The organism is Winogradskyella sp. 266wxhm (genome assembly GCF_058964685.1).
Genome location: NZ_CM179559.1, coordinates 2,644,310 through 2,669,473, shown reverse-complemented (window position 1 = coordinate 2,669,473; position 25,164 = coordinate 2,644,310). Strand labels below are relative to the sequence as shown.

The window sequence follows — 25,164 nt, the reverse complement described above, 5'->3', positions numbered from 1 at the left end:
ATTTCAATTCGATACATTGCTATACGAAGATGAAGCGGTTTGCTATAATAATTGCTTGTTTTCTATCCCTTTTTGTTTTTTCCCAAAACGAAAAGATAGATAATCTTACCGTTCAGTTGGCGTACCAAGAACAGGACTCAACTAAGGTGGATATATCTGTATTACTTATTGATGAACTTTTAAAAATAGGGAACTACGACAAAGCTTTATTATACGTTAACCAAACCTCAAAATTGTCTGAAGACATTAACTATACTAAAGGTCTTGCAGAAAGCAGTTATTACAGAGCCTTAATTTTCGCAAAACGCAATGATTACTATAATGCCATTGACAATTATAATAAATCTAAAAAATACTATGCCCAGATAAAAGATACTCTTGGAGTAGCTAAAGTGAGTAATAGTATAGGTTTGTTAGAAATAAAAAGAGGTAATTATGGTATTGGACTTCAAAACTCTTTATCTGCTATAGAGATTTTTGAAGAACAAAACTTAAAAGAAGAGTTAAGTACGGCTTATAATAATCTTGCTGAAGCTTACTACAAAACACACCAAACCGATAAGGCTTTAGATTACAATTTTAAAGCCCTTGAAATAAGGCGTATTATTAATGACAGTGATGGCATTATAGCTTCTACTAAAAACATCGCAGAACTTTATTCAATTTCAAAAGAACACAGAAAAGCTATTGAGTATTACGAAAAAGTACTTCAAATCCTAGATCCTGAAAAAGACAAAGCCTTAAGAGGTGAGATATTACCAAAATTAGGTAGTGAATATTTGCGTTTTAATGAGTTTGATAAAGCTTCTGAATATTTAGTTGAAGGCTTAAAGTTCAACAGAAAACAAGATAATAAAGAAGGACTTTTAAGATCTTTGAACGCTATTGGGCAATTAAACCTTCAGAGAAAAAAGATAAAATTAGCCGAAAACCAACTCGGTGAAGCTTATAAAATCGCTCAAAAAATAGACAATAAAGCTGAGCTTTTAGAAAACTACAGACTTCATATTGTATTAGATTCTACACGTGGTTATTATCAAAATGCATTTTACTGGCAGAATAAATTTTATGACTTAAAGGATTCTTTAGCAAAAGAGAAAGAACCTAAATTCCCAACAGAAATTGAAACACTTCCTATTGATAATATTATAAAGGAAGATATTAAATCTGAAAATGAAAAGTTAGATCAGGATAGCCAAACTTCAAAGTTGGTTAATCCGATTTTTTTATATGTAGCCTTAGGTTTGATTGCTATTTTGCTAGGATTAACCATCTTCAATTTTTCGAAAACGAAGCAATACAAAAGTCAACTTGTAAAACAGAAAAAAATACTTGCTGACGAACGTAAGAAAAACGAAGGTATTGCTGAACAAATTGAAAACCTAGAAGAGGTTAATCAAGTAAAAGATAAGCTTTTCTCAATTGTCTCTCACGACTTAAAAGATTCAATTTCGTCAATAAAAGCATTTTTAGATTTACTTAAAGAAGATAGTATCTCTAGGGATGAATTTTATGATTTAGTACCTGAATTAAGTGAAAACGCCAATAACGCTTCTGCATTGTTATTCAACTTATTAAACTGGTCTAAATCTCAAATGCAGAATTTAGAACCAAAACCTGAGCTGTTTAATATTCAGGAAGTTTTCCATAATAAGATTGCTTTAGTTGAGCAAAAAGTGGAAGACAAACGCATTGTATTAATTGATGAATCTCAGCGTGATTTTGCTTACGCTGACAAGAGTATGTTAGAAATTGTGATTCAGAATTTAATTACTAATGCGGTAAAATTCAGTAGAACTGGCGACGTCATCACAGTGTCTAACCAAGACGTAAATGGCAAAGCATTAATCTGTGTTGAAGATACTGGTGTTGGTATATCTAAAGAAAATATTGACAAGCTATTTAATGCTAATAAAAACTTCACCACCATCGGTACAAAAAACGAAAAAGGCACAGGTCTTGGACTCACCATTGCTAAAGATTTAGTTGAACTTAACAATGGTAGAATTTGGGTTGAAAGTACCGTGAATGTTGGTAGTAAATTCTTTATTGAGCTGCCAAAAGCTTCGCCTCAGGTTTAATTTTCTTTTGGCAAAAACACCTCTGCCATCATACAACGAGCACTACCTCCACCACAAGTTTCGATAGTTTCTAAACAACTTGATAAAATCTCACAATGTTTTTCAATGGCATTGGTTTGAGCTATTGTTAAACTGCTATGAGCAGATGCGCTCATAATCAAATAACGCTTATCTTTTCCTCTAAGCTGCAACATATTTCCTGCAAATTGATGCATCTGCGCTTCTGTGATAGAGATAATTTCTTTGCCATCTTGTTTAAGATGCTTTACTACGTTCTTACGTTCTTTCTTATCATCAATAGCATCTAGGCAAATCACCGCGAAACTTTCAGCAATGCACATCATAACATTGGTATGGTAAATAGGTAATCGCTTCCCTTCTACTGTTTGGTAAGCGGTAAAAATCACAGGAGAATATTCAAAATCTTCACAAAATTCAATAAATAAATCCTCATCTGCTCTTGGAGATAAAGCACAATACGCTTTTCTATTGGCTCTATCAAGCACAATGCTTCCTGTTCCCTCTAGAAAAAAACCTTCATCTTCAGCAGAAGTATAATCAATAATGTTTTCGATCTTAAAACCTTCTTCCTCTAGCCTCATTAATACCTCTTCTCTACGTTCTCTACGTCTATTTTCAGCAAACATAGGATAGAGCGCCACATCACCATTGGCATGAAAACTTACCCAGTTATTAGGAAAAATAGAATCTGGAGTATCTAGCGATTTATCATCATTTTCTACAACAACATTAATACCTACAGCTTGTAATTTTTCAACAAAAGCGTCAAACTCTTCTTGTGCTTTTGCATTAATTTCAGCATTCTTTAATTTTAAATCTTCCTGAAAATAATTATTGACAGCCGTTTGCTCGTTCATCCTAAAATTTACGGGACGAATCATTAAAATAGTATTAGTTGTTTGTTGCATATACTTAGTTTTAGGACTGCAAAATTACTATTTTTTTAAGCTTTTGAAATTAATCTAAACATCATTATTTAGTTAAAATCGTTAAGTTTGAAGTATAATCACATCTACCATGAAAAAACTTCTATTGTTATTTTTTATTGTTTTATCCTGCAACGAAAAAACCAAAGAAACTCAAACTGAAAATCAAGAATCTGATTATGATTTTACTACGGTTTTTGAAAAAAGTGAAGGCTCAAAAACTGCTACTTACGAAGAAACAATTGCGTATTATTCAAACTTAGCTGAAGCTTACCCAGAAATTTCAATTAAAGCTATAGGTGAAACTGATTCTGGCAAACCACTGCATATTGTAACCTTAAACACAAGCGGCTCTGGTGATGATTTTGAAAGCATCAGACAAACCCAACGAATTTTATTGATAAATAACGGCATACACCCTGGAGAACCTGATGGAATTGATGCCACTATGATGTTATACAGAGATATTGTTCAAGGGAAAATTGAAGCGCCTAAAAAAACGGTTTTGGTTACCATTCCTGTATATAATGTTGGAGGAAGTCTTAATAGAAATTCTACTTCTAGAACTAATCAAAACGGACCTGAAGCTTATGGCTTTAGAGGAAATGCACGCAATTATGACTTGAACAGAGATTTCATTAAAGCTGACACTAAAAATGCAAGAACTTTTGCCGAAATATTTCACTTAGTACAACCTGATGTATTTATTGACAATCATGTAAGTAATGGTGCCGATTATCAATACACACTAACACACTTATTTACACAACATAATAAACTAGGAGGTGAATTGGGCGACTATCTTCATACCGAAATTATGCCTAAACTTGAGGAAAAACTAGCTTCAAAATCTTGGGATATTACACCCTACGTTAATGTTTTTAATCGTGTGCCGGAAACTGGATTTTCGCAATTTATGGATTCACCAAGATATTCAACGGGTTACACAACATTGTTTAATACACTCGGAATGATGGTAGAAACGCACATGCTAAAACCTTACAAACAACGTGTTGAAGGCACTTATGAGTTAATGAAAAGCATGATAGAAATCACCGAAGAACAAGGTGATAAAATTACAGCATTACGAAAAAAACAGTCCAAAAATTGGGAAGTAGGAAAAACATATGCTTTGACTTGGGAAGTTGATACGACGAAAACCTCAACCCTGACCTTTAAAGGTTATGAAGGAGAAATGTTGCCAAGTAATATTACAGGAGCACAACGACTAAAATATGACAGAACTAAACCTTTTACTAAAGAAGTAGTTTACCAGAATTATTTTAAATCAACTTCAGAAGTTACCATTCCTAAAGCTTACATTATACCACAAGGTTGGCACAACGTTATTGATTTATTGAAATTGAATGCTATTGAAATGAAGCAATTAAAAAAAGACACTACTTTAACCGTAGAGTCTTATAAAATTTCTACTTACGAAACTCGAAATTCACCATACGAAGGTCACTATCAGCATTACGATACCAAAGTGACATCATCTCATGAAAAAGTACATTTTAAAGAAGGTGATTATATGGTTTCAACCAATCAAAAAGGCTTACGCTATTTATTAGAAACTTTAGAACCTACCGCTCCTGATTCCTTTTTTAACTGGAATTTCTTCGATACCATTCTACAACAAAAGGAACATTTCTCTCCTTATGTTTGGGAAGATAAAGCTGAAGAACTTCTTGCATCTAATCAAAAACTAAAAATGGAATTTGATGTTAAAGTTAGTTATGATGAAAAATTTGCTAATAATTGGTATGCACAATTAGATTGGTTACATAAGCAAAGTGCTAATTATGAAAAAGTGCATTTGCAGTATCCTGTTTATAGATTAGAATAGTATGGCAATTTTGAATATTAACGAAGAAGAGAGATTTATTAATTTATTCTAAATGGAATTTGAGATATTTTTAATTCACAATAAAATATGATTTGTAATAAAAAAACAGAACAATATTATAAACTTGTGTTAAAACAGAGACTAAAAGTAATATCATCATTTCCAGAAAAATTTAAGAGTTTTGATGTTAGTCTCTATGATAAATTTAAAGTTGCTCTTGCAATAAACTTAACTAACGTTATTCATATTAAATATTCATTAGACGAAGAAAAAAGTGAACTTTTAAAAGACTTACCTAAAATTATTAATTTAATAAAAGATCATTGGCAACCAGAACTAGTTAAGGTTAGTAAAGGAAGAAAACCTATATATTATGCCATGTATTGGTTGGAGTATAATTTTTTTATGAGAAAGTTATTGTCTTTCTTAGTTTTGTTTGATGTTGATGAAGTTTATTTTGAAACACTGAGAGATATAATAGACAATGACAAAGTTAAAGATGGATTATATGACTACTTGTTGTCTTATAAATTCCCTGACAGAATAATATCAGAAAACATTTATCCAGAAAAACCCAAAACAAAAATAATGGATATCATTTTTGAGAAAGATGATAACGTTTGCTCTAAAATGGTAAAAGTTTATTTAGAAAAAGAATGGTATAAAAGTTATAAAAATGCTGGTTTTTATAATTCTCATTTATTACCAGAAGAAAGATTAGATTTCTTTGGTTATTGGGCTTTTGAAGTTGCAGCTATAGTGAAAATTAAAGGTATAGACGATAGTTGTTTTAGAGACAACATGTACTACCCTAAAAATTTAATTATAAATGACTAGAGTAAAAATTACATTATCATTTTTCTTCATCTTTAACTTTATTAATAGTCAAAATCTAAATATAGATCTGCCTAATATAGAAAATGACCATAAATTAAATTATGGCTCAACACAATCAATATATATAACTAAAGACGGTATACTTATTTTTGAAAAAGACACTATACAATACTCCGAGTTAAAATACAAGTTGTATGTCACACCTTATCAAAGTGCACCTTTTACAGATTTAACCGTTTATTCTAATAGATTTGTACAGATTTTTGCTGATGCCAAAACACCCTATAAAATTGTTGATTCAGTAAAAACGGAAATTGCTGGTGTAGAAGATATGAAACATATTATATACCGTACTAATTTTGATAAAAAGTTCAATCAACGTGGTCTAGACCATAAATTACACCCTTCATTTTTTAATCTAAAACCAAAAGAAAAGTTATTAACAAGAAAACAACTAATTAGAAAAGATAGTATTGAAAAAATCGAAAATGAAAGACGTGTTAACGAGAGTAAAATGTTCCCTGATGTTCCAAATGAATGGAAATATAAAAAATTACCATATCTAATAGAAGACGTTTTATATTCTATTCGTCCTAAGGTCATTAATGAGGTTTTAGAGAAAACAACTTATAGATGTATAACTTTAACGAATAAAGGATTTAAATTAGGAGGGGAAAATGTGATGGACCTTAACTTGATAAATTTAAAAAAAATACTAGAGTCAAATAAGGTCATAATATGTTACACAGATGACACTTTAGATTATGGCACTTATCTAAAATATCTTTCAATTATAAAAGAAATAGAAAAAAATGATAATTCCTTCAAGAGAAAATATGCTACTATTGTTGAAATGTCGCGTCAGATAAAATGGTTACATAATAAATTGAATATCAGTTTCTGTAAATAGCTAATAATAAAAATAAAAGTTTCGTAATCCAACTTGTTTCAATAGCTTTTTTTTAGTCTCAAAAAAAAGAACACCATAATTATTTTAATAAGAGCTAAAATATATCCAGACAATTAAGTTAACAGAAATATAGCAATATTAATAGCAGATGTTGATATTCTTAAATAGGAGAATTCCTAATAAAAACATAACTGTTGCTATTGGTACTTAGTTTCTTTTTTAACATTCCTGCAACAAAATTTCATCAACTAAGCTCTATTTTAGTATCGTGAAAGCAAAAGTCAGTACAAATCGAATGTTTTCAATAATAGGATTAGCCGTTCTATTATTAGTTTCCCCTTGTAAAGTCAGAAATTTTATTCAGGCTGAAATTGGCATTCCTAAAACTGAAGTTTCTAACAAAAGCCAAACAACGGTTTCTCAATCCAATTGTCAGGATGTTGAACTTTCGCAAGTTGTTCAGTCCACTTCTAAACCGACTATAAAACTTTATAAACTATCTACTTTAGAGTTTTATAGTTTTCTGTTTTTCGATAATTCTGAAAAACATAGTTTTAAAACTTACACGGCCAAAACTCAAACTGAGTCTGAGGTTCCACTCTATATTTTATACCAAAACCTAAAGGTTTATTCGTAATTGATTTCCCTTAAAATTTTATAAAACGGAAGCAGTCACAACTGCTATTTTATCAATTACAATTCTGAAAAAAAGGAATAAAGCTATTCTATAATACACCTTAGTTACACTTTATACTCCCTGTTTTTCAGCACGCATTAAACCTTAAAAAAAATGAAAAAACTATTTTTAATAACTTCATTGTTCCTGATGGTTTTAGGAACAGTTGAAGCACAAGAGTTCAGCTCAGAAAAGCACAATTATGTAGTGCTTTCAAAAAATATAAAGCAATTAAATCCAGTACTACTAACCGCAACAGCTTTAGCAGATGAAGATGGCGCAAACTTCGGAGAATTCTTTGTCATTATTTGTGGAAAAACAGTACAAAACATTCCGAATAATGAAGACTTAAAACACCTTTTACAAAAAACAAAAGCTCAAAATATAAGAGTTTTTGTATGTGGAATTTCCTTAAAAAAGTTCAATATCGATCCCAATAAAATTCCGAACACCATGGAATTGACCGAAAATGGTATACTCTATGGTTTTCAATTAGCAAAGCAAGGATTTATAACACTTACTATTTAAATTCAGTCTTTTATGAAAACTACAAGTATAAAAAATGATGCTGGTTTTTTAGCCTTAGCATTAAGATTAGTGGTTGGCTGGACTTACTTTTCAGCCTTTTGGAGGCGACTGTTTTTAGCAGATAAATTAGATCCTGATACCGCAGGTTATATTGGTGAAAAATTTAATCATTTTTTGCCTCATGCCCTTGGTATAAAACCCATGATAGAATATTTGGTCACCCATCCTGAAGCCTTGTGGTGGCATATGGTAATTTTCACTATTATAGAAGGTATTGTCGGTCTATTAATAATGTTTGGGTTTTTCACCAGACTGATGAGTATTGGAGTATTCATGCTGGCTTTGGGAATTTTATTAGGTTCTGGTTGGATTGGCACAACTTGCCTAGACGAATGGCAAATCGGTATCTTAGGCATTGCTACAGGATTTCTGCTCTTCCTTTCTGGAGGCGGAAAACTTTCGATTGATAATTATCTGATTAAAAAGGATTTTAAAATCACCCAGAAAAAATCGTTTCAATGGTTAGCTTCAGGTATTTTACCTATAAAAGATCAACTTTTTTCTAAAATCGTGATTGTTGGTTCCTTTCTAATTTTAGGAATTTCATTATACACCAATCAAGTTTTTCATGGTGGGCTTTGGGGAACACTTCATAATAAATCGGTAAAACCTCATGTTGAAATTTCTAACGGAAAAATTGAGAATGACAATTTATCCTTTGAAGTTTACAGAACTGAAGGTGTTGATGTTTATGGTGCTTGGATAATTAGTATTGAACTTAAAAATTCAAATAATGAAACCGTTTTAGAACTATCTCATAATGATTTTGCTATATCCAACACATTGACAATTGATAACTATTATGTTACCAAAGTTAAACCTGGAAAACATAGTTTAATAATTCCTCTTGGAGCAAAGGCTAAACTTTCTATCCAGGATTCCAAAATTAAAAATCTGGATAATAACATCCATACCCTAAAAATCACTGATGTCAGTGGCGCAAGTTGGGAACATCAAGTTAATAATTGAACAAAAAAGCCCTAAAAGTTAATATCCTTTTAGGGCTTTCATTTTATCTTTTATCAATAAATTTTAAACTAAAATCTTAATATTGGCATAGCTATTTTCCAATGCTTTTTGAGACGCTTTACTGTCTAACCATTTCACTTTAGTAATACCTTCCTTTTCTTGAGGCAGCAGTTCACCATCAAAATCTGTTTTCATTTCAAACCAATAGGTGATTTTTATTTTATGCTTTCCATTACGTTTAAAGATATGATAGGTTGTCGGTAGCGGTTTCGTGATTTTAAGACCACTTACTTGCGTCTCCTCCTCTACTTCACGTATGGCAGTTTCTTCAATGGTTTCTTTACGCTCGGCTTTCCCTTTAGGCAAATCCCATTTATCATTTCGGTAAATGAATAGAACTTCACCTTTAGCATTAAAAACCTTACCACCACCTGCTACAACGTTTGGTAACAGTTTCAAAAACTTTTTTAAAAGTTTATCTGGATCATCATGAATGAGATGTACAGCTTGTAAATCTGTTTTATTAAGTGTCTTAATTACCTTTCCGATGTTTACAGATTTTAGAAGATATGATTTAAAATCTGTTTCTTTTTCAATTTTTGTAGTTAAGATTATTGGTTTATCTCCAACATATATAGTGTGCATAAAAGATTTTTTATCGCATTACTTATGTAAAAGTATTATTTTTTATTGGAAAGCTTTTCAAATGAAAATTAATTTAAATTAAAATTTCCCAACTTTTAAAATTCACTATTTTTGCATCATGATTTTTAACAAAGAAACCGCAAAGAAAACCGCAGAGGTTTTATTGCAAGTTAACGCTATAAAATTACAGCCCGACAATCCGTTTACTTGGGCTTCTGGCTGGAAATCGCCAATTTATTGTGACAATAGAATAGTCCTTTCCTTCCCTCTCATTAGAAATTACATTAGGGAAACCATGGCAAGACACATCGAGCACCACTACGGCAAACCTGATGTTATTGCAGGTGTCGCTACAGGTGCCATTGGTATTGGAGCTTTGGTGGCAGAATACCTTAACCTTCCTTTTATCTATGTTAGACCCGAAGCTAAAAAGCATGGTCGTCAAAACCAGGTTGAAGGTTTTATTGAAAAAGGTCAGACTGTTGTAGTTGTGGAAGACTTAATCAGCACCGGAAAAAGTAGTCTTAACGCTGTTGCTGCATTGAAAGAAGCTGATTTACACGTAAAAGGCATGGTGGCAATTTTCTCTTACGGATTTAATGTGGCTAGTGAAAATTTCAAAGAAGCTAATATTGAATTGAACACACTAAGCAATTACGAAAATTTGCTTGAACAAGCTCTTGAAACCAACTACATTACAGAAAAGCAACAAGACATTTTAGCACAATGGAATGCCAATCCTAGCGAATGGAACGCTAATTGATAATAATATGTAGAATCGTTTAATTGTTGAAATGTTTTTAAAACGAACTTTTGATTAACAGCTAAGCGATTAAACTATTAAACAACAAAAAAATGAATTTAGAATCTCCAAAGGTTACTTTAGATAAATCAGCAGAAGAAACATTCAATTTTCTATCTGATGTCAAAAACTTCGAAGCTTTAATGCCAGAAAACATTAGCAAATTTGAAGTTTTAGACGATGATAAATTTCTTTTTGCTCTGAAAGGTATGCCTGAAATCGTACTTAAGAAAAAAGAAACAATTCCACATAGCAAAATTGTTTTAGGTGCAGCTGGTGGCAAATTAGATTTTGCCTTAACTGGTCATATCACTGAAGTAGATGCTAACAAAAAAAGTGAAGTACAATTAACTTTTAATGGCGAATTTAATGCTATGATGGCTATGATGATTAAAGGGCCTATTAGTAAATTTATAGAAACTTTAGCTACAAATATGAAAACTGCTGTTTAATACAGCAGTTTTACTTCTTTAAGATTAAAGCTTTTTATTATATCCTTTTCCGTCCAAACATTAAGCTTTCCATCTTCTGAAACCCCTTTTATTATTCCAGAAAACATTTCATTATCTAACAATTGAAATGTTGAAGGTTTTTCTTTTCTAAAAAGTAAAGTTTCGTATTCCTCTTTTATTTCACTAAACTTTCTAGACTCTAGTTTTTCAAAATAAAATTGCAGGTTTTTTAGGATTTTAGATAAAATTTCGTCCTTATCATAAGTCACTCCTGTGAGCAAAGTCAGTGAAGACGCTTGAGGTAAATTGTCAAAAAACTTCTGGTTAACATTAAGTCCAAAACCTAAAACAGTGCCTTTTAAAGCATTATTTTTTATGACATTCTCAATTAAAATCCCACATATTTTTTGATCTGCTGACAAAATGTCGTTAGGCCATTTAATACTTAATTTCGGAATTTCTAATGCTTCTAAAGTCTTTAAAATTGCTAAAGCCATAACCATACTTATATAAAACTGCTGTTCAATTTTTAGATTCGGCAATCTCTTAAACACACTAACAGTAAGGTTTTTGCCCTTTTCTGCTTGCCACATCGTACCCATTTGCCCACGTCCTTCTTCCTGAGATTCAGTTACTACAACCGTGTAATCATCAGGTATTCCTGCAGACACCATCTCTTTAAGATACGTGTTTGTAGAGTCAATGGCATTAAGTTTGATAATGTACATTAAAACAGTAGTTTTATTTTATAGATTTGTTAAGACAAAATAAGGCTTACAAGTACTAAAAAAATAATAACTTTGCATAAATTTAATTCAATTTAATGACGAAAGAAAAAGCTAGTGCAGACCAACTCATTACAACTATCATAGCTGGTATTGAAGAGGTAAAAGGTAAAGAGATAACAATTTTAGATTTAAGAGAAATAGAAAATACGGTTTGTGATTATTTTATAGTTTGTGAAGGTACTTCTAATACACAAGTTAACGCAATCGTCAATTCCATCCAAAAACTAGTTAGCAAAACCCTCAAAGACAAACCTTGGCATGTTGAAGGCACCGACAATGCTGAATGGGTACTTATAGATTATGTAAATGTTGTAGTTCATGTTTTTCAAAAACACATCAGAGATTACTACGACATAGAGAGTCTATGGGGAGATGCTAAAACCACACAAATAGAAACAAGTTACTAAATAGACAAAAGCTACTAATGGCAAAAGACAATAAAAACCTAAATAAAAAACCTAAGCTTAATCCGTATTGGATATATGGAGTTATCATTGCAATATTTCTAGGAATTCAATTTTTCTCTGGAGGTTTTGGTGAATCTACAGGTAAACAAACGACACCTAATGAATTTTTTACTTACCTACAAAGTGGTGATGTAAAAAAGGTAGAGATTATAAACAATCGTGAAGCGAGAGTTTACTTAACATCAGAAGCTCAGGACAAAGAAATCCATAAAAGTTCTAAACCGAATAGTATATTTCCTTCCGTAACGGCATCTCCAAATTATAAATTTGAATTCGGTGATTTAACCTTATTTCAAGAAGAAATTAACAAAATAAAAGCTGAAAACAACTTAAATGTTACTGTAGCTTTTAAAACCGAACACAATGTTTGGGGCGACTTCTTGTTAACATTACTTCCTTTCATTTTAATTATCGGAGTGTGGATTTTCATCATGCGTAGAATGTCATCTGGTGGTGGCGGAGGTGCTGGTGGACAGATTTTCAATATTGGAAAATCTAAAGCAAAACTCTTTGATGAAAAATCAGATACTAAAACTTCTTTTAAAGATGTTGCTGGTTTAGAAGGGGCAAAAGAAGAAGTACAAGAAATTGTAGATTTCTTGAAGTTTCCAGAAAAATACACCTCTTTAGGTGGTAAAATTCCTAAAGGTGCATTGCTTGTAGGACCTCCTGGAACAGGTAAAACCTTATTAGCAAAAGCAGTTGCTGGTGAAGCAAAAGTACCGTTCTTTTCACTTTCTGGTTCTGATTTCGTAGAGATGTTTGTAGGTGTTGGAGCTTCTCGTGTAAGAGACTTATTTAAACAAGCTAAAGAGAAATCTCCTTCAATCATTTTTATTGATGAGATTGATGCTATCGGTAGAGCAAGAGGAAAAAATAATTTCTCTGGCTCTAATGATGAACGTGAAAACACATTGAATCAACTCTTAACAGAAATGGATGGTTTTGGTACAAATACAAACGTTATTGTACTAGCTGCAACTAACAGAGCAGACGTTTTAGATAGTGCATTAATGCGTGCTGGTCGTTTTGACCGTCAGATTTACGTAGACCTTCCAGACGTTAGAGAACGTAAAGAAATCTTTGAAGTTCATCTTCGTCCGCTTAAAAAAGAAGAAACTTTAGACATTGATTTCTTAGCAAAACAAACACCAGGTTTCTCTGGAGCTGACATAGCTAATGTTTGTAATGAAGCGGCCTTAATTGCTGCAAGAAAAGGTAAGAAAGCTGTAAACAAACAAGATTTCTTAGATGCCGTAGATAGAATCATTGGTGGTCTAGAAAAGAAAAATAAAATTATTACTCCTGATGAAAAACGTGCTGTAGCCTTCCACGAAGCTGGTCACGCTACAATAAGTTGGATGTTAGAGCATGCTGCTCCTTTGGTAAAAGTTACTATCGTTCCTAGAGGTCGTTCTCTTGGAGCTGCTTGGTATTTACCTGAAGAACGCCTAATTGTTAGACCAGAGCAAATGTTAGATGAAATGTGTGCCGCTTTAGGTGGTAGAGCTGCTGAAAAAGTAATCTTCAATAAGATTTCAACAGGAGCTTTAAGCGACTTAGAAAAGGTTACAAAACAAGCACGTGCTATGGTAACTATTTACGGTCTTAGTGACAAAGTAGGTAACCTAACTTATTATGATTCATCTGGTCAATCAGAATATGGTTTCACCAAACCTTACAGTGAGCAGACTGCTGAACTTATCGATAAAGAAATTTCTGATATCATTGAAGCACAATATCAACGTGCTATAGATTTATTAGAAAAGAACAAAGACAAGCTTACCGAACTAGCTGAAGTTTTACTAGATAAAGAAGTGATTTTCAAAGATAATTTAGAAAAAATATTCGGAAAACGCGCGTTTGAAAATGGAGATACTATTACAGTAGAAGCTACTGAAGAAGAGGAATAGACCTTTATAAAACCTTATAAAAAACTTAAATTAATCTTATGTTAGTTTAAGTTTTTTTATATTTGAGAATTACACCATATTTAGAGATTAATAGCAACTATTGAATGAGCTTATTTCGTAAATTCTTTGGCAAAAAAACTAATGAGCCAGAAGAAAACATACCAAATCAAGAGCGTGGCAAATATATGCCTGAAATCAAGTTGCCTGCTGATGAACGCTTTACTATAAACTTCAAAGCCAACGGTGGCAAATTTTTGTATTGCGAAAATATGGAAGAAATAAAAGAAAGCTTTAATGCTATCCTAGATGAAAACAATTGGCATAATGATAAAGTCTTTCTTGTAGATAATCGTCTCTCTGATTTGTTCAAAGATTTTAATCTTAATAGTACAAAGAATGCTAGTGAAAGTGCTTATTTCTTGTCTACATGTGAATATTTAATTTCTGATGATGGATCACTTTTAATTTCTTCAAATCAAATAGCAGAGAAAAAATTGATTGAATTACCTGATCATTTTATAATCTATGCTACTACAAGTCAATTTGTAGAAAATATTGGTGAAGGACTTAAAGGAATAAAAGAAAAAAGCAAGACAGCCATACCTACCAACATCACTACCATAAAGAATTTTAAAACAGATGATGATAAGGATTTTTTAACCTACGGAAGTAGTGCAAAAAACCTTTACCTACTACTATTAGAAGACCTATAATGAAAGAGTTAGCCATAAGAGCAGTTTCTGGTGCTATCTATGTTTTATTACTTGTTGGTTCATTATACCTACAAAATACATCTATTGCTATTATTGGATTTTTTGGTGTTTTGTGTCTTGCTGAGTTCAGTAAGCTTATTAAACTAAAATCTTATATCCAGTACGTTATTTTTGTACTGCTATATTCAATATTTTGGTATCTCTGCATTTATCACAATGATGCTAGAGGTAGTAATGAAGCTATTCAAATTTTATTGGTAATAACCATTTTTGTAAATCTCATTCTCATTAAAGATTTATTCACGGAAAAAAAGATTCCTCTATTTGAATCTAAACGCTATATAGCTACAACATTTTATCTTTCTAGTGGTTTTGTTTTTATGCTACTAATAGCAAATTACAGAAGTACGTTTACGCCATTATTACTTTTAGGTAGTTTTATATTGGTATGGGTAAATGATAGTTCGGCTTATTTGGTTGGGAAAAATTTTGGTAAACAGAAGCTATTTCCGAGTATTTCACCAAAAAAAACAGTTGAAGGTTTTTTAGGTGGTTTATTTTTTGCCTGTGTATCCAGTTATTTTATCTCTTTATATTTTGAAGGTTTAGAGTTTAATAGTTGGCTAATTTTAGCAATAATTGTGAGTGTTTTGGGTACATTTGGGGATTTAATAGAATCTAAATTTAAAAGACAAGCTGGTGTTAAGGATAGTGGAGTGATAATGCCAGGTCATGGAGGTTTACTAGACCGGTTAGATTCTGTTATCTTTGCAGCACCATTTATTTATTTATTTTTAAGAATTATAACCTATGTTTCATAAAGAAGGTCATAAAATTATATTCGTTACATTAGTGATAGTGGTTGGAGCTATTTTCTTAATTGATGAATTTGCTACTAACGAATGGTTGCGAAAAGGCTTAATGCTAGCCTTTTTAATATTCTTTTTATTAATACTTCAGTTTTTTAGGAATCCTAAACGCAATACGCATCCTAACGAAAAACAAGCATTATCTCCGGTTGACGGCAAGGTTGTTGTTATAGAAGAGGTTTTTGAAAAAGAAGTTTTTAATGATAAACGTATTCAGGTTTCTGTATTTATGTCGCCTATAAACGTTCATGTTACTCGATATCCTATAAGTGGTAATGTAAGCTATAGCAAATATCATCCTGGTAAATATTTAGTGGCTTGGCATCCTAAAGCTAGTGAAGAAAATGAACGTACTACTGTAGTTGTGGAGAATAAAGGTTTTGGAAAAGTCTTATACCGACAAATTGCTGGTGCACTTGCAAAACGCATCGTTAACTATGCTACAGTGAATTCAAATGCTATTCAAGGTGCTGATTCTGGATTTATAAAATTTGGGTCTAGGGTTGATTTATTTTTACCCTTAGATGCCGATATCAAAGTAGAACTAAACCAAAAGGTTCGAGGAGGAGAAAGTATCATTGCTGAAATGAAATAAAATGACCTCAAAAGAAGATTTAGATACTGAATTTTTAGATGCTGTAGAGCGCGTAAATGCGTACACAGAACCCTTTCCTGCAGATTTTCTTTTACGCTTGTATGCCTATTACAAAAAGGCCACCAACGATTATGGTAGACCTAGTAGTAGAAAGCCCATTATAAATGCTTTCAAAACTAATGCACTTTTTCAAGTGCAGAAGATTAGTCAAGATGAAGCTAAAAGAGAGTATATAGACTTAGTGAACAATTATTTTCTTTACAGAAAGTAAAAGTTTCTAATCTCTTATTAAAGGTAAAGTAGAGCAACGTAATAAACCTTCCTGCTTTGCTATTTCAGCATATGGCACTTCTTCAACAGTAAACCCGTTTTCTCTTAACCATGTATTAAGCCTAGTAAAGTTCTGTTCTGAAATAATAACGTCTTCAGAAATACTGAAAATATTACTATTCATATGATACATTTCTTCTTTGGTAATTTCAAAAATATTGTCTTTTCCAAAGTAATCTACCAGCCACTGATATTCTTCTTCTTCTAAAAATCCATTTTTATGAAGAATAGCTTTATCCTTTCCTATGGGTTGAAAACAACAATCAAGGTGTAAAGCGTTTTCCATAGCATTGGTTTGTGACTTTCTAAGGTTAAAACTTTTGATTTTTTTATTTGGAAACTTTTCAATGATGTAATCTACACCTGCTTTATTGGTACGCGCTACAATATAATCTGGGTAATCTTCACCTCTATATGTTCCTATAAAAATATGATCATTCCAAACGATAACATCACCACCTTCTATATGTGCTTCCTCTGGAGGACGAATTACTTTGTTAGGATCCATTTTATCAATTACATATTGAATGGCTTCAAGCTCTTCTTCGCGATTTGGAAGAATATTGGCCTTTATAAAAATATCGTCAATTACAAAGCCAATATCTCTTGAAAAAATCTGATTACAGTCTTTTATAATCTCTGGTCGGTAAACTTGCACATCATATTTCTGAAAAACTTTAGCAACTGCTTCCATTTCCGACACCATATCTTCTTCTACTGGATATGTACCTGCTTTTATATGTTCTAAAGATTTAGGATCATAAGCATCCTCTATTGAAGGAGTTGGACCATTACTTACTGCTGTTCCAAGTATTACAGCTCTTAACCGAGACGTTTCGTTTTTTATATGTAGTTTCATTGAGGGTAAAATACAAAAAGCTTCATAAAATTTATGAAGCTTTTTAATAATTTATATTGAGAAATTATCTTTTTTCGATAGGCACAAATGCTCTGTGAGTTTCACCAATGTATAATTGTCTTGGTCTTCCTATAGGTTCTTTACGCATGCGCATTTCTCTCCATTGTGCTATCCAACCTGGTAGACGACCTAAAGCAAACATTACAGTAAACATTTCTACTGGTATACCCATAGCTCTGTAAATAATCCCAGAATAGAAATCTACATTAGGATATAATTTTCTATCCACAAAATAAGAATCTTCTAAGGCTTCTTTTTCTAAACCTTTAGCTATATCTAAAATAGGATCTTCCACACCTAAATCTCCTAATACTTCATCAGCTGCTTTTTTGATGATTTTAGCTCTAGGGTCAAAGTTTTTATAAACACGGTGACCGAAGCCCATTAAACGGAAAGGATCATCTTTATCCTTAGCTTTTGCCATATACTTTTTAGTATCACCACCATCTTCTTTAATAGCTTCAAGCATTTCTAAAACCGCTTGGTTAGCACCACCGTGAAGTGGTCCCCAAAGTGCAGAAATACCAGATGCCAAAGACACGAATAAACCAGCATGAGATGAACCTGCAATTCTTACTGTAGAAGCCGAACAGTTTTGCTCGTGATCTGCGTGAAGGATCAATAACTTATCTAAAGCGTTAACTAAGATTGGGTTTTGTTCATACTCACGGTTTGGACTCTTAAACATCATTTTTAAGACGTTTTCTACGTAGCTTAAGCTATCATCACCATATTCTAATGGCAGCCCTTGTTTTTTACGCATTGTCCACGCAACAATTACTGGAAACTTACCTAATATTCTTACGATAGCATTATACATTGCCTCTTCTGAATTAATATCTACAGAAGATGGGTTAAATGCTGTTAAAGCACTTGTAAGAGAAGAAAGCACACCCATAGGATGGGCAGATTTAGGAAAGGCCTCTAAAATTTTCTTTACATCATCGTCAACCACAGAATGGCTCTTGATGTCATCATGAAACTTGTCGTGTTGTTCTTTAGTTGGTAATTCTCCAAAAATCAACAAATATGCAACCTCTAAGAAATCAGCTTTTTCAGCTAGTTCTTCAATAGAATACCCTCTATACCTTAAAATTCCCTTTTCACCATCTAAGAAAGTAATAGCACTTTCACAGCTTCCAGTATTCTTGTAACCTGGATCTATAGTTATTACTCCACCTGTTGAACTTCTTAAGGATTTAATATCGATAGCAACTTCATTTTCTGAACCTACTACAATTGGGAAATCATACTTTTTACCATTGATTTCTAGGGTAGCTTTATCTGACATGTTTTTATATTGTTTTATTTGAATTTTAGGATGGTAAATTTACAAAATATCCTACGATTTTTAAAGGGGATTTATAAGCGTTTTAACAATATCAGTATTGTTATTTTCTATTAAATAGAAAAGCGATTACTTTTTAATGGGTAATCGCTTTTTCAATCATTTATTTTACTTGAGTCTTACTTTACTTTGAAAGCTTTTTCTTGCGGAAAATAAGCCACATCTCCTAATTCTTCTTCTATACGTAATAGTTGATTGTATTTTGCCATACGATCACTACGAGAAGCAGAACCTGTTTTAATCTGTCCTGTATTTAAAGCTACAGCCAAATCAGCGATAGTATTATCTTCTGTTTCACCAGATCTATGAGACATTACCGATGTATAACCTGCATTGTGCGCCATGTTTACAGCTGCAATAGTTTCTGTTAATGTACCAATCTGGTTTACTTTGATTAAAATTGAATTTGCAATACCATTTTCAATACCACGAGATAAACGCTCTACATTTGTTACATATAGGTCGTCACCAACTAACTGTACTTTATCACCTATTTTTTCGGTTAAATATTTCCAACCATCCCAGTCATTTTCATCCATTCCATCTTCAATAGAAATAATTGGATATTTTTCTACTAATTCTGCTAAATAATCGGCTTGCTCTTTACTTGTTCTAATAACTCCTGTTTCACCTTCAAACTTAGAGTAATCATATTTTCCATCTACATAAAATTCAGCTGAAGCACAATCCAATGCAATCATAACTTCCTCACCAAATTTGTAACCTGCTTTTTCAACTGCTTTTGCAATAGTATCAATAGCGTCTTCTGTACCATCTAAAGTTGGAGCAAAGCCGCCTTCATCGCCAACAGCAGTACTTAAACCTCTATCGTGTAAAACCTTTTTTAGGTTATGGAAAATCTCAGTTCCCATTTGCATAGCATGCGTAAAGTTTTTAGCTTTTACTGGCATAACCATAAACTCTTGAAATGCTATAGGAGCATCACTATGAGAACCACCATTTATAATATTCATCATTGGTAAAGGTAAAGTGTTTGCTGATACACCACCAACATAACGATATAAAGGCATTCCTAACTCATTTGCTGCTGCCTTAGCAACCGCTAAAGACACACCTAAAATCGCATTAGCACCCAACTTTGATTTGTTTGGTGTACCATCTAATTCTATCATTAATTTATCAATGGCATTTTGTTCAAAAACAGAAATTCCCATTAACTCTTGAGCAATTATTGAATTAACATTATCCACCGCTTTTAAAACACCTTTTCCCATGTAGGTATCACCACCATCTCTTAACTCTACAGCTTCGTGCTCACCAGTAGAAGCACCAGAAGGCACTGCAGCTCTACCCATTATTCCATTTTCTGTTACTACATCTACTTCTACAGTTGGATTCCCTCTGGAATCTAAAATTTGCCTTGCGTGTACATTAATTATAATGCTCATTATTCTTTGGTTTTAGTTAACTTTAATTTATTAATCGAAAGGTGTTTAATTTCTAAACAAGTCAAGTATTACAGCACCTTTCAGTTTATTCAAATTTACGAAAATCTATAGCTTAAATGTTAACGAAAAATCATATTTATGATTAATCTTTACTAAAATGTTTTCGTAACTAAAAAAACGCAATAAAACTTAAGTTTCATTGCGTTTTTTTTATCATTTATTTTTGAATATTTTCTATAAATTGATCAAATAAATAGACTGCATCATTTGGGCCTGGACCAGCCTCTGGATGATATTGTACTGAAAAACAATTTTTGTTTTTCATTTTAATACCTGCTACAGTATCATCATTGAGATGAACATGAGTAATTTCAATATCATTATGCGCTTCAGTCTCTTCTCTATTGATAGCAAAGCCATGGTTTTGAGATGTAATTTCACCTTTACCAGTTACAAGGTTCATAACTGGATGGTTAATTCCTCTGTGACCATGATGCATTTTATAAGTTGAAATACCATTTGCTAAAGCAATAACTTGATGACCTAAACAAATACCAAATAAAGGCTTATCTCTAGAGATAATTTCTTTGGCTAATGCGATTGCATCTGATAGAGGTTCTGGGTCACCAGGTCCATTAGATAAGAAATATCCATCAGGATTAAAGGCTTCTAAATCTTCAAACTTTGAATTGTACGGAAATACTTTTATGTAAGCATCACGTGCAGCTAGATTTCTAAGAATGTTCTTTTTGATTCCTAAATCTAGTGCTGCTATTTTATAAGTAGCATTTTCATCACCAAAATAATACGGTTCTTTTGTAGATACTTTTGATGATAACTCTAAGCCTACCATTGAAGGTACTTCGGCTAATTGCGCTTTTAGTTCATCTATTTTATCAACTTCTGTAGATATAACAGCATTCATTGCTCCATTATCTCTAATATAGCTGACTAAAGCTCGTGTATCTACATCTGATATAGCTAAAGTATTATGCTTCTCAAAAAAATCCTCAAGAGACATATCTGCTCCAGGTCTAGAATATTCAAAACTGAAATTCTTACATATTAAACCTGCTATTTTTACACTATCAGATTCAACATCGGCTTCTTTTGTACCATAATTACCAATATGTGCATTGGTTGTTACCATTAACTGTCCGTAATATGACGGATCAGTAAATATTTCTTGATAACCAGTTGTACCAGTATTAAAACACACTTCACCAAATGCAGAACCTTCTTTTCCTATGGATTTACCATAAAAAATTGTTCCGTCAGCTAAAAGAATTAAGGCTTTTTTTCTTTGTTTATATTTCATTTGTAGTCTTTTCAAAAAGATCTCGCTTGTACGAGAATAAGGTTTTACAAAATTCCAAAAAAAAAGGATAAACTAAAATAGCTTATCCTTTATATTTATAAATGATTATCAACATTTATTCTTCTTCGTTAGAAGCTTTAGTTTCAACTGGTGGAGTAGTTGTTGAAGCTTTCTTACCTCCTCTTCTACTTCTACGAGTTTTCTTCTCTGGCTTACCAGCAGTGTAAAGTTCGTTGTAATCAACTAACTCTATCATTGCCATATCAGCATTATCACCTAATCTGTTTCCTAACTTGATGATACGAGTATAACCACCTGGACGATCTGCAACTTTAGCAGCTACATCTCTAAACAATTCCGCAACAGCTTCCTTTTGTTTTAACCTAGACATTACTAAACGTCTGTTGTGTGTAGTGTCTTCTTTAGATTTAGTAATCAAAGGCTCAACAAATAACTTTAACGCTTTAGCTTTAGCAGTAGTAGTGTTAATACGTTTGTGCTCTATTAAAGAACATGCCATATTAGCCAACATTGCTTTTCTGTGCGAAGACTGTCTTCCTAAATGATTGATTTTTTTTCCGTGTCTCATGACTTTTGTTTTAAACTTCTATCTTGCATCAACTCTTTTTGAGGGGCAAATTATAGAAGAGTTAGAATTTATTAATCTTTGTCTAATTTATATTTGCTTAAATCCATTCCGAAATTAAGGCCTTTAACATTTACAAGCTCTTCAAGCTCTGTTAAAGATTTCTTACCAAAGTTTCTGAACTTCATTAAATCATTTTTGTTGAATGATACTAAGTCACCTAAAGTATCTACTTCAGCAGCTTTTAAACAGTTAAGCGCACGTACAGAAAGATCCATATCAACTAATTTAGTTTTCAATAATTGTCTCATGTGAAGTGATTCTTCATCATAAGTTTCTGTTTGTGCAATCTCATCAGCTTCAAGTGTAATACGCTCATCAGAGAATAACATGAAGTGGTGGATTAAAATCTTAGCTGCTTCTGTTAAAGCATCTTTAGGATGAATAGATCCATCAGTAATAATTTCGAAAACTAATTTTTCGTAATCCGTTTTTTGCTCAACACGAAAGTTTTCGATACTATACTTTACATTCTTAATTGGAGTGTAGATAGAATCTGTAAAGATTGTTCCTATTGGTGCAGAAGCTTTTTTGTTTTCTTCAGCAGGCACATAACCTCTACCCTTTTCAATTGTTAACTCCATATTAATGTTTACTTTAGGATCTAAGTTACAGATTACTAAATCCGTATTTAATACTTGGAAACCAGAAATAAACTTTTGGAAATCTCCAGCAGTGATTTGATCTTGTCCTGAAATAGAAATAGTAACAGTTTCGTTATCTATTTCATCGATTTGACGCTTAAAGTTAACTTGCTTTAAGTTCAAAATCATTTCAGTAACGTCTTCAACTACACCAGAAATTGTAGAAAACTCATGATCTACTCCTTCTATTCTAACTGAAGTTATTGCGAAACCTTCTAAAGAAGATAATAATACTCTTCTTAAAGCATTACCTACTGTTAATCCGTATCCTGGTTCTAAAGGTCTGAATTCAAACTTACCTTCAAAATCAGTAGAATCAATCATGATTACTTTATCTGGTTTCTGAAAATTTAATATTGCCATTTTTCTTCGTTTTAATTGTTATTTGGTTGCGCGGTTTAAAAGCTTGAAGAGAACTTATAAACCCTTTGGCCAAATACCAATGTGATTATTAATTTATTATTTAGAGTAAAGTTCGACGATGAACTGCTCGTTGATTTGCTCAGGAATTTGAATTCTTGCAGGAACAGAAACATAAGTACCTTGCATAGTATCGTTATTCCAAGTAATCCATTCGTATACATTGCTAGAGTTAGCCAATGAGTTTTGAATAGTTTCTAAAGATTTAGATTTTTCTCTTACAGCCACAACATCACCAGCTTTTAATTGGTAAGAAGGAATGTTTACCTTTTCACCGTTTACAGTAATATGTCTGTGAGATACTAATTGTCTAGCACCACTTCTAGTTGGAGAAATTCCCATTCTGAAAACCACGTTGTCTAAACGAGATTCACATAATTGTAATAATACTTCACCAGTGATACCTTGAGCAGCAGTTGCTCTTTTGAACATGTTTCTGAATTGCTTTTCTAAAATACCATAAGTGTATTTAGCTTTTTGCTTCTCCATTAATTGGATAGCATATTCAGATTTCTTACCTCTTCTTTTGTTAGGACCGTGTTGTCCTGGAGGATAATTTCTTTTTTCGAAGGCTTTATCGTCTCCGAAGATAGCTTGACCGAATTTACGAGCTATTTTAGTTTTAGGACCAGTATATCTTGCCATTTCTAATTGATTATGAGAGTTGATTATAAAATTAAGGTCTTAAGCTTATCCTTCTACAATCGTTAACCTCTCGGTGATACTTGTTAATTTTTAAATTTTTCAGTTTGCAAATGTACATAAAAAAGTTAATATCAACCGAATAATCGATTGATATTAACTTAGGTATGTATAATTTGTTAAACTCTACGTCTTTTTGGTGGACGACAACCGTTGTGAGGTAGTGGAGTAACGTCTATGATTTCTGATACTTCTATACCAGCATTGTGTATTGATCTGATAGCAGATTCTCTACCGTTACCAGGACCTTTTACATAAACTTTCACTTTCTTAAGTCCCGCTTCTTTTGCTACACCTGCAGCATCTTCAGCAGCTAGTTGAGCAGCATAAGGAGTGTTCTTCTTAGAACCTCTGAAGCCCATTTTTCCAGCTGATGACCAAGAAATAACGTCACCTTTTTTGTTTGTTAAAGAAATGATGATGTTGTTGAAAGATGCAGTTACGTGCGCTTCACCTATCGCATCAACAATTACTTTACGTTTTTTTGTACTTGACTTTGCCATGTTTTTTAGTTTCTAGTTGTTAGCTTTTAGTTGTTAGAATCCTAAACCTTGCGATTTCAAGCAGATTCATCTAACTTCTAATTACTAATGACTAATGTCTTTAATTATTATTTAGTTACTTTTTTCTTGTTAGCAACTGTTTTTCTTCTACCTTTTCTAGTACGAGAATTGTTCTTAGTACGTTGTCCTCTTAAAGGAAGACCAGCTCTGTGACGAATACCTCTGTAACATCCGATATCCATTAAACGCTTAATGTTTAATTGAGTTTCAGAACGTAATTCACCTTCAATGGTAAAACTACCTACTGCTTCACGGATTGCACCGATTTCATCGTCAGTCCAATCTTGAACTTTTGTACTTTCATCAACTTTAGCTGCTGCTAAAATTTCTTTAGCTCTACTTCTACCTATACCATAGATATAAGTTAGAGAGATAACTCCTCTTTTTTGCTTTGGTATGTCTACACCTGCGATTCTTGCCATAATTATCCTTGTCTTTGTTTGAATCTAGGATTCTTTTTGTTAATGACGTAAAGTCTACCTTTTCTGCGCACTAACTTACAGTCTGCGCTTCTCTTTTTTACTGATGCTCTTACTTTCATAGTATTAGTATCTATATGTTATACGAGCCTTAGTTAAATCATAAGGACTCATTTCTAATTTAACTTTATCTCCTGGTAATAATTTAATGTAGTGCATACGCATCTTACCAGAAATGTGTGCTGTCACAATGTGACCATTTTCTAATTCTACTCGGAACATCGCATTAGATAATGCTTCTATAATTGTTCCGTCTTGTTCTATTGCTGCTTGTTTTGCCATACT

The 25,164-nt window shown here is 32.4% G+C and carries 29 protein-coding genes; 15 read left to right on the top strand and 14 right to left on the bottom strand.

Annotation, left to right across the window (positions count from 1 at the left end; translation table 11 throughout):
- Positions 1-29 precede the first annotated feature (29 nt).
- Positions 30-2,081 carry an ATP-binding protein gene (locus tag AC2H4K_RS11940; RefSeq protein WP_281141474.1) on the top strand — a complete coding sequence of 684 codons (2,052 nt, stop codon included), beginning with the start codon at positions 30-32 and terminating at the stop codon, positions 2,079-2,081.
- Here the strand turns inward: AC2H4K_RS11940 and ctlX are convergent.
- Positions 2,078-3,010 carry a citrulline utilization hydrolase CtlX gene (gene ctlX / locus AC2H4K_RS11935; protein WP_281141475.1) on the bottom strand — a complete coding sequence of 311 codons (933 nt, stop codon included), beginning with the start codon at positions 3,008-3,010 and terminating at the stop codon, positions 2,078-2,080. The genes AC2H4K_RS11940 and ctlX overlap by 4 nt on opposite strands.
- 109 nt (positions 3,011-3,119) lie before the next feature.
- On the opposite strand from ctlX, the gene AC2H4K_RS11930 reads away from it, so the two are divergent.
- The 6 genes from AC2H4K_RS11930 (at position 3,120) to AC2H4K_RS11905 (ending at position 8,857) form a co-directional block, all read left to right on the top strand.
- Positions 3,120-4,877 carry a M14 family metallopeptidase gene (locus tag AC2H4K_RS11930; RefSeq protein ID WP_281141476.1) on the top strand — a complete coding sequence of 586 codons (1,758 nt, stop codon included), beginning with the start codon at positions 3,120-3,122 and terminating at the stop codon, positions 4,875-4,877.
- Between the two features lie 87 nt (positions 4,878-4,964).
- Entirely contained in the window at positions 4,965-5,714 is a 750-nt protein-coding gene (locus AC2H4K_RS11925) for a PoNe immunity protein domain-containing protein (protein WP_281141477.1), read from the top strand.
- Complete coding sequence (locus AC2H4K_RS11920; RefSeq protein WP_281141478.1) at positions 5,707-6,624, top strand: hypothetical protein; 918 nt, start codon at positions 5,707-5,709, stop codon at positions 6,622-6,624. Before AC2H4K_RS11925 ends, AC2H4K_RS11920 begins: the two co-directional genes overlap by 8 nt.
- Before the next feature lie 295 nt (positions 6,625-6,919).
- On the top strand, positions 6,920-7,261 hold the full coding sequence (locus AC2H4K_RS11915) for a hypothetical protein (RefSeq protein ID WP_281141479.1): 342 nt from the start codon (positions 6,920-6,922) through the stop codon (positions 7,259-7,261).
- Between the two features lie 153 nt (positions 7,262-7,414).
- Positions 7,415-7,828 carry a DsrE family protein gene (locus AC2H4K_RS11910; protein ID WP_281141480.1) on the top strand — a complete coding sequence of 138 codons (414 nt, stop codon included), beginning with the start codon at positions 7,415-7,417 and terminating at the stop codon, positions 7,826-7,828.
- A gap of 12 nt (positions 7,829-7,840) precedes the next feature.
- Positions 7,841-8,857 carry a TQO small subunit DoxD gene (locus AC2H4K_RS11905; RefSeq protein ID WP_281141481.1) on the top strand — a complete coding sequence of 339 codons (1,017 nt, stop codon included), beginning with the start codon at positions 7,841-7,843 and terminating at the stop codon, positions 8,855-8,857.
- A 63-nt stretch (positions 8,858-8,920) separates the two neighbouring features.
- Here AC2H4K_RS11905 and AC2H4K_RS11900 read toward each other — a convergent pair whose 3' ends face one another.
- A complete protein-coding gene (locus AC2H4K_RS11900) occupies positions 8,921-9,502 on the bottom strand; it encodes an NUDIX hydrolase (RefSeq protein ID WP_281141482.1) in 582 nt (193 codons plus the stop codon).
- Positions 9,503-9,620: 118 nt separating this feature from the next.
- Between AC2H4K_RS11900 and pyrE the strand changes: the two genes are divergently transcribed.
- Together pyrE and AC2H4K_RS11890 are read left to right on the top strand one after the other, a co-directional pair.
- Positions 9,621-10,265, top strand: a complete 645-nt coding sequence (gene pyrE / locus AC2H4K_RS11895) for an orotate phosphoribosyltransferase (RefSeq protein ID WP_281141483.1) — start codon at positions 9,621-9,623, stop codon at positions 10,263-10,265.
- A 92-nt stretch (positions 10,266-10,357) separates the two neighbouring features.
- Entirely contained in the window at positions 10,358-10,756 is a 399-nt protein-coding gene (locus tag AC2H4K_RS11890) for an SRPBCC family protein (protein ID WP_281141484.1), read from the top strand.
- Here the strand turns inward: AC2H4K_RS11890 and AC2H4K_RS11885 are convergent.
- Entirely contained in the window at positions 10,753-11,484 is a 732-nt protein-coding gene (locus AC2H4K_RS11885) for a biotin--[acetyl-CoA-carboxylase] ligase (protein ID WP_281141485.1), read from the bottom strand. The genes AC2H4K_RS11890 and AC2H4K_RS11885 overlap by 4 nt on opposite strands.
- A 95-nt stretch (positions 11,485-11,579) precedes the next feature.
- Here AC2H4K_RS11885 and rsfS point away from each other — a divergent pair, with 95 nt between their 5' ends.
- The 6 genes from rsfS to AC2H4K_RS11855 all read left to right on the top strand — a co-directional run bounded on the left by rsfS (position 11,580) and on the right by AC2H4K_RS11855 (position 16,372).
- Positions 11,580-11,951 carry a ribosome silencing factor gene (gene rsfS / locus AC2H4K_RS11880; RefSeq protein WP_281141486.1) on the top strand — a complete coding sequence of 124 codons (372 nt, stop codon included), beginning with the start codon at positions 11,580-11,582 and terminating at the stop codon, positions 11,949-11,951.
- 17 nt (positions 11,952-11,968) lie between these two features.
- Complete coding sequence (gene ftsH, locus AC2H4K_RS11875; RefSeq protein WP_281141487.1) at positions 11,969-13,924, top strand: ATP-dependent zinc metalloprotease FtsH; 1,956 nt, start codon at positions 11,969-11,971, stop codon at positions 13,922-13,924.
- A 104-nt stretch (positions 13,925-14,028) separates the two neighbouring features.
- On the top strand, positions 14,029-14,637 hold the full coding sequence (locus AC2H4K_RS11870; protein WP_281141488.1) for an LUD domain-containing protein: 609 nt from the start codon (positions 14,029-14,031) through the stop codon (positions 14,635-14,637).
- On the top strand, positions 14,637-15,458 hold the full coding sequence (locus tag AC2H4K_RS11865) for a phosphatidate cytidylyltransferase (RefSeq protein WP_281141489.1): 822 nt from the start codon (positions 14,637-14,639) through the stop codon (positions 15,456-15,458). Before AC2H4K_RS11870 ends, AC2H4K_RS11865 begins: the two co-directional genes overlap by 1 nt.
- The gene (locus AC2H4K_RS11860; RefSeq protein WP_281141490.1) at positions 15,448-16,101 is read left to right on the top strand and encodes a phosphatidylserine decarboxylase family protein; all 654 of its coding nucleotides are present in this window, start codon (positions 15,448-15,450) and stop codon (positions 16,099-16,101) included. Before AC2H4K_RS11865 ends, AC2H4K_RS11860 begins: the two co-directional genes overlap by 11 nt.
- A gap of 1 nt (position 16,102) precedes the next feature.
- Positions 16,103-16,372, top strand: a complete 270-nt coding sequence (locus AC2H4K_RS11855) for an acyl-CoA-binding protein (protein ID WP_281141491.1) — start codon at positions 16,103-16,105, stop codon at positions 16,370-16,372.
- Positions 16,373-16,378: 6 nt separating this feature from the next.
- Here AC2H4K_RS11855 and AC2H4K_RS11850 read toward each other — a convergent pair whose 3' ends face one another.
- From AC2H4K_RS11850 to infA, 11 genes are all read right to left on the bottom strand, one after another.
- The gene (locus tag AC2H4K_RS11850) at positions 16,379-17,290 is read right to left on the bottom strand and encodes a dimethylarginine dimethylaminohydrolase family protein (protein WP_281141492.1); all 912 of its coding nucleotides are present in this window, start codon (positions 17,288-17,290) and stop codon (positions 16,379-16,381) included.
- Between the two features lie 64 nt (positions 17,291-17,354).
- Positions 17,355-18,641 carry a citrate synthase gene (locus AC2H4K_RS11845; RefSeq protein ID WP_281141493.1) on the bottom strand — a complete coding sequence of 429 codons (1,287 nt, stop codon included), beginning with the start codon at positions 18,639-18,641 and terminating at the stop codon, positions 17,355-17,357.
- A 176-nt stretch (positions 18,642-18,817) separates the two neighbouring features.
- Positions 18,818-20,107 carry a phosphopyruvate hydratase gene (eno, locus tag AC2H4K_RS11840; RefSeq protein ID WP_281141494.1) on the bottom strand — a complete coding sequence of 430 codons (1,290 nt, stop codon included), beginning with the start codon at positions 20,105-20,107 and terminating at the stop codon, positions 18,818-18,820.
- Between the two features lie 217 nt (positions 20,108-20,324).
- On the bottom strand, positions 20,325-21,425 hold the full coding sequence (carA, locus tag AC2H4K_RS11835; protein ID WP_281141495.1) for a glutamine-hydrolyzing carbamoyl-phosphate synthase small subunit: 1,101 nt from the start codon (positions 21,423-21,425) through the stop codon (positions 20,325-20,327).
- Positions 21,426-21,540: 115 nt separating this feature from the next.
- Positions 21,541-22,014, bottom strand: coding sequence for a 50S ribosomal protein L17 (rplQ, locus tag AC2H4K_RS11830; protein ID WP_281141496.1), 474 nt, complete (start codon positions 22,012-22,014; stop codon positions 21,541-21,543).
- Positions 22,015-22,085: 71 nt separating this feature from the next.
- Positions 22,086-23,078, bottom strand: a complete 993-nt coding sequence (locus tag AC2H4K_RS11825) for a DNA-directed RNA polymerase subunit alpha (protein ID WP_281141497.1) — start codon at positions 23,076-23,078, stop codon at positions 22,086-22,088.
- Positions 23,079-23,174: 96 nt separating this feature from the next.
- Positions 23,175-23,780, bottom strand: a complete 606-nt coding sequence (rpsD, locus tag AC2H4K_RS11820) for a 30S ribosomal protein S4 (protein WP_281141498.1) — start codon at positions 23,778-23,780, stop codon at positions 23,175-23,177.
- Positions 23,781-23,956: 176 nt separating this feature from the next.
- Entirely contained in the window at positions 23,957-24,340 is a 384-nt protein-coding gene (rpsK, locus tag AC2H4K_RS11815; RefSeq protein ID WP_281141499.1) for a 30S ribosomal protein S11, read from the bottom strand.
- Between the two features lie 107 nt (positions 24,341-24,447).
- On the bottom strand, positions 24,448-24,822 hold the full coding sequence (gene rpsM / locus AC2H4K_RS11810) for a 30S ribosomal protein S13 (RefSeq protein WP_281141500.1): 375 nt from the start codon (positions 24,820-24,822) through the stop codon (positions 24,448-24,450).
- A 2-nt stretch (positions 24,823-24,824) separates the two neighbouring features.
- The gene (ykgO, locus tag AC2H4K_RS11805) at positions 24,825-24,941 is read right to left on the bottom strand and encodes a type B 50S ribosomal protein L36 (RefSeq protein ID WP_008269159.1); all 117 of its coding nucleotides are present in this window, start codon (positions 24,939-24,941) and stop codon (positions 24,825-24,827) included.
- 4 nt (positions 24,942-24,945) lie between these two features.
- Positions 24,946-25,161 carry a translation initiation factor IF-1 gene (infA, locus tag AC2H4K_RS11800; RefSeq protein ID WP_007094967.1) on the bottom strand — a complete coding sequence of 72 codons (216 nt, stop codon included), beginning with the start codon at positions 25,159-25,161 and terminating at the stop codon, positions 24,946-24,948.
- Positions 25,162-25,164 lie beyond the last annotated feature (3 nt).

Bases quoted from the DNA above. Each gene is read 5' to 3' on its own strand.
- carA (WP_281141495.1), bottom strand. From the start codon at position 21,425: ATGAAATATAAACAAAGAAAAAAAGCCTTAATTCTTTTAGCTGACGGA.
- AC2H4K_RS11870 (WP_281141488.1), top strand. From the start codon at position 14,029: ATGAGCTTATTTCGTAAATTCTTTGGCAAAAAAACTAATGAGCCAGAA.
- rpsK (WP_281141499.1), bottom strand. From the start codon at position 24,340: ATGGCAAAGTCAAGTACAAAAAAACGTAAAGTAATTGTTGATGCGATA.
- AC2H4K_RS11925 (WP_281141477.1), top strand. From the start codon at position 4,965: ATGATTTGTAATAAAAAAACAGAACAATATTATAAACTTGTGTTAAAA.
- infA (WP_007094967.1), bottom strand. From the start codon at position 25,161: ATGGCAAAACAAGCAGCAATAGAACAAGACGGAACAATTATAGAAGCA.
- AC2H4K_RS11860 (WP_281141490.1), top strand. From the start codon at position 15,448: ATGTTTCATAAAGAAGGTCATAAAATTATATTCGTTACATTAGTGATA.
- AC2H4K_RS11930 (WP_281141476.1), top strand. From the start codon at position 3,120: ATGAAAAAACTTCTATTGTTATTTTTTATTGTTTTATCCTGCAACGAA.
- AC2H4K_RS11915 (WP_281141479.1), top strand. From the start codon at position 6,920: ATGTTTTCAATAATAGGATTAGCCGTTCTATTATTAGTTTCCCCTTGT.
- AC2H4K_RS11855 (WP_281141491.1), top strand. From the start codon at position 16,103: ATGACCTCAAAAGAAGATTTAGATACTGAATTTTTAGATGCTGTAGAG.
- AC2H4K_RS11910 (WP_281141480.1), top strand. From the start codon at position 7,415: ATGAAAAAACTATTTTTAATAACTTCATTGTTCCTGATGGTTTTAGGA.
- AC2H4K_RS11940 (WP_281141474.1), top strand. From the start codon at position 30: ATGAAGCGGTTTGCTATAATAATTGCTTGTTTTCTATCCCTTTTTGTT.
- AC2H4K_RS11900 (WP_281141482.1), bottom strand. From the start codon at position 9,502: ATGCACACTATATATGTTGGAGATAAACCAATAATCTTAACTACAAAA.
- AC2H4K_RS11825 (WP_281141497.1), bottom strand. From the start codon at position 23,078: ATGGCAATATTAAATTTTCAGAAACCAGATAAAGTAATCATGATTGAT.
- AC2H4K_RS11865 (WP_281141489.1), top strand. From the start codon at position 14,637: ATGAAAGAGTTAGCCATAAGAGCAGTTTCTGGTGCTATCTATGTTTTA.
- AC2H4K_RS11845 (WP_281141493.1), bottom strand. From the start codon at position 18,641: ATGTCAGATAAAGCTACCCTAGAAATCAATGGTAAAAAGTATGATTTC.
- AC2H4K_RS11890 (WP_281141484.1), top strand. From the start codon at position 10,358: ATGAATTTAGAATCTCCAAAGGTTACTTTAGATAAATCAGCAGAAGAA.
- rplQ (WP_281141496.1), bottom strand. From the start codon at position 22,014: ATGAGACACGGAAAAAAAATCAATCATTTAGGAAGACAGTCTTCGCAC.
- AC2H4K_RS11850 (WP_281141492.1), bottom strand. From the start codon at position 17,290: ATGAAACTACATATAAAAAACGAAACGTCTCGGTTAAGAGCTGTAATA.
- eno (WP_281141494.1), bottom strand. From the start codon at position 20,107: ATGAGCATTATAATTAATGTACACGCAAGGCAAATTTTAGATTCCAGA.
- rpsM (WP_281141500.1), bottom strand. From the start codon at position 24,822: ATGGCAAGAATCGCAGGTGTAGACATACCAAAGCAAAAAAGAGGAGTT.
- rpsD (WP_281141498.1), bottom strand. From the start codon at position 23,780: ATGGCAAGATATACTGGTCCTAAAACTAAAATAGCTCGTAAATTCGGT.
- AC2H4K_RS11905 (WP_281141481.1), top strand. From the start codon at position 7,841: ATGAAAACTACAAGTATAAAAAATGATGCTGGTTTTTTAGCCTTAGCA.
- ykgO (WP_008269159.1), bottom strand. From the start codon at position 24,941: ATGAAAGTAAGAGCATCAGTAAAAAAGAGAAGCGCAGACTGTAAGTTA.
- ftsH (WP_281141487.1), top strand. From the start codon at position 11,969: ATGGCAAAAGACAATAAAAACCTAAATAAAAAACCTAAGCTTAATCCG.
- AC2H4K_RS11885 (WP_281141485.1), bottom strand. From the start codon at position 11,484: ATGTACATTATCAAACTTAATGCCATTGACTCTACAAACACGTATCTT.
- rsfS (WP_281141486.1), top strand. From the start codon at position 11,580: ATGACGAAAGAAAAAGCTAGTGCAGACCAACTCATTACAACTATCATA.
- pyrE (WP_281141483.1), top strand. From the start codon at position 9,621: ATGATTTTTAACAAAGAAACCGCAAAGAAAACCGCAGAGGTTTTATTG.
- ctlX (WP_281141475.1), bottom strand. From the start codon at position 3,010: ATGCAACAAACAACTAATACTATTTTAATGATTCGTCCCGTAAATTTT.
- AC2H4K_RS11920 (WP_281141478.1), top strand. From the start codon at position 5,707: ATGACTAGAGTAAAAATTACATTATCATTTTTCTTCATCTTTAACTTT.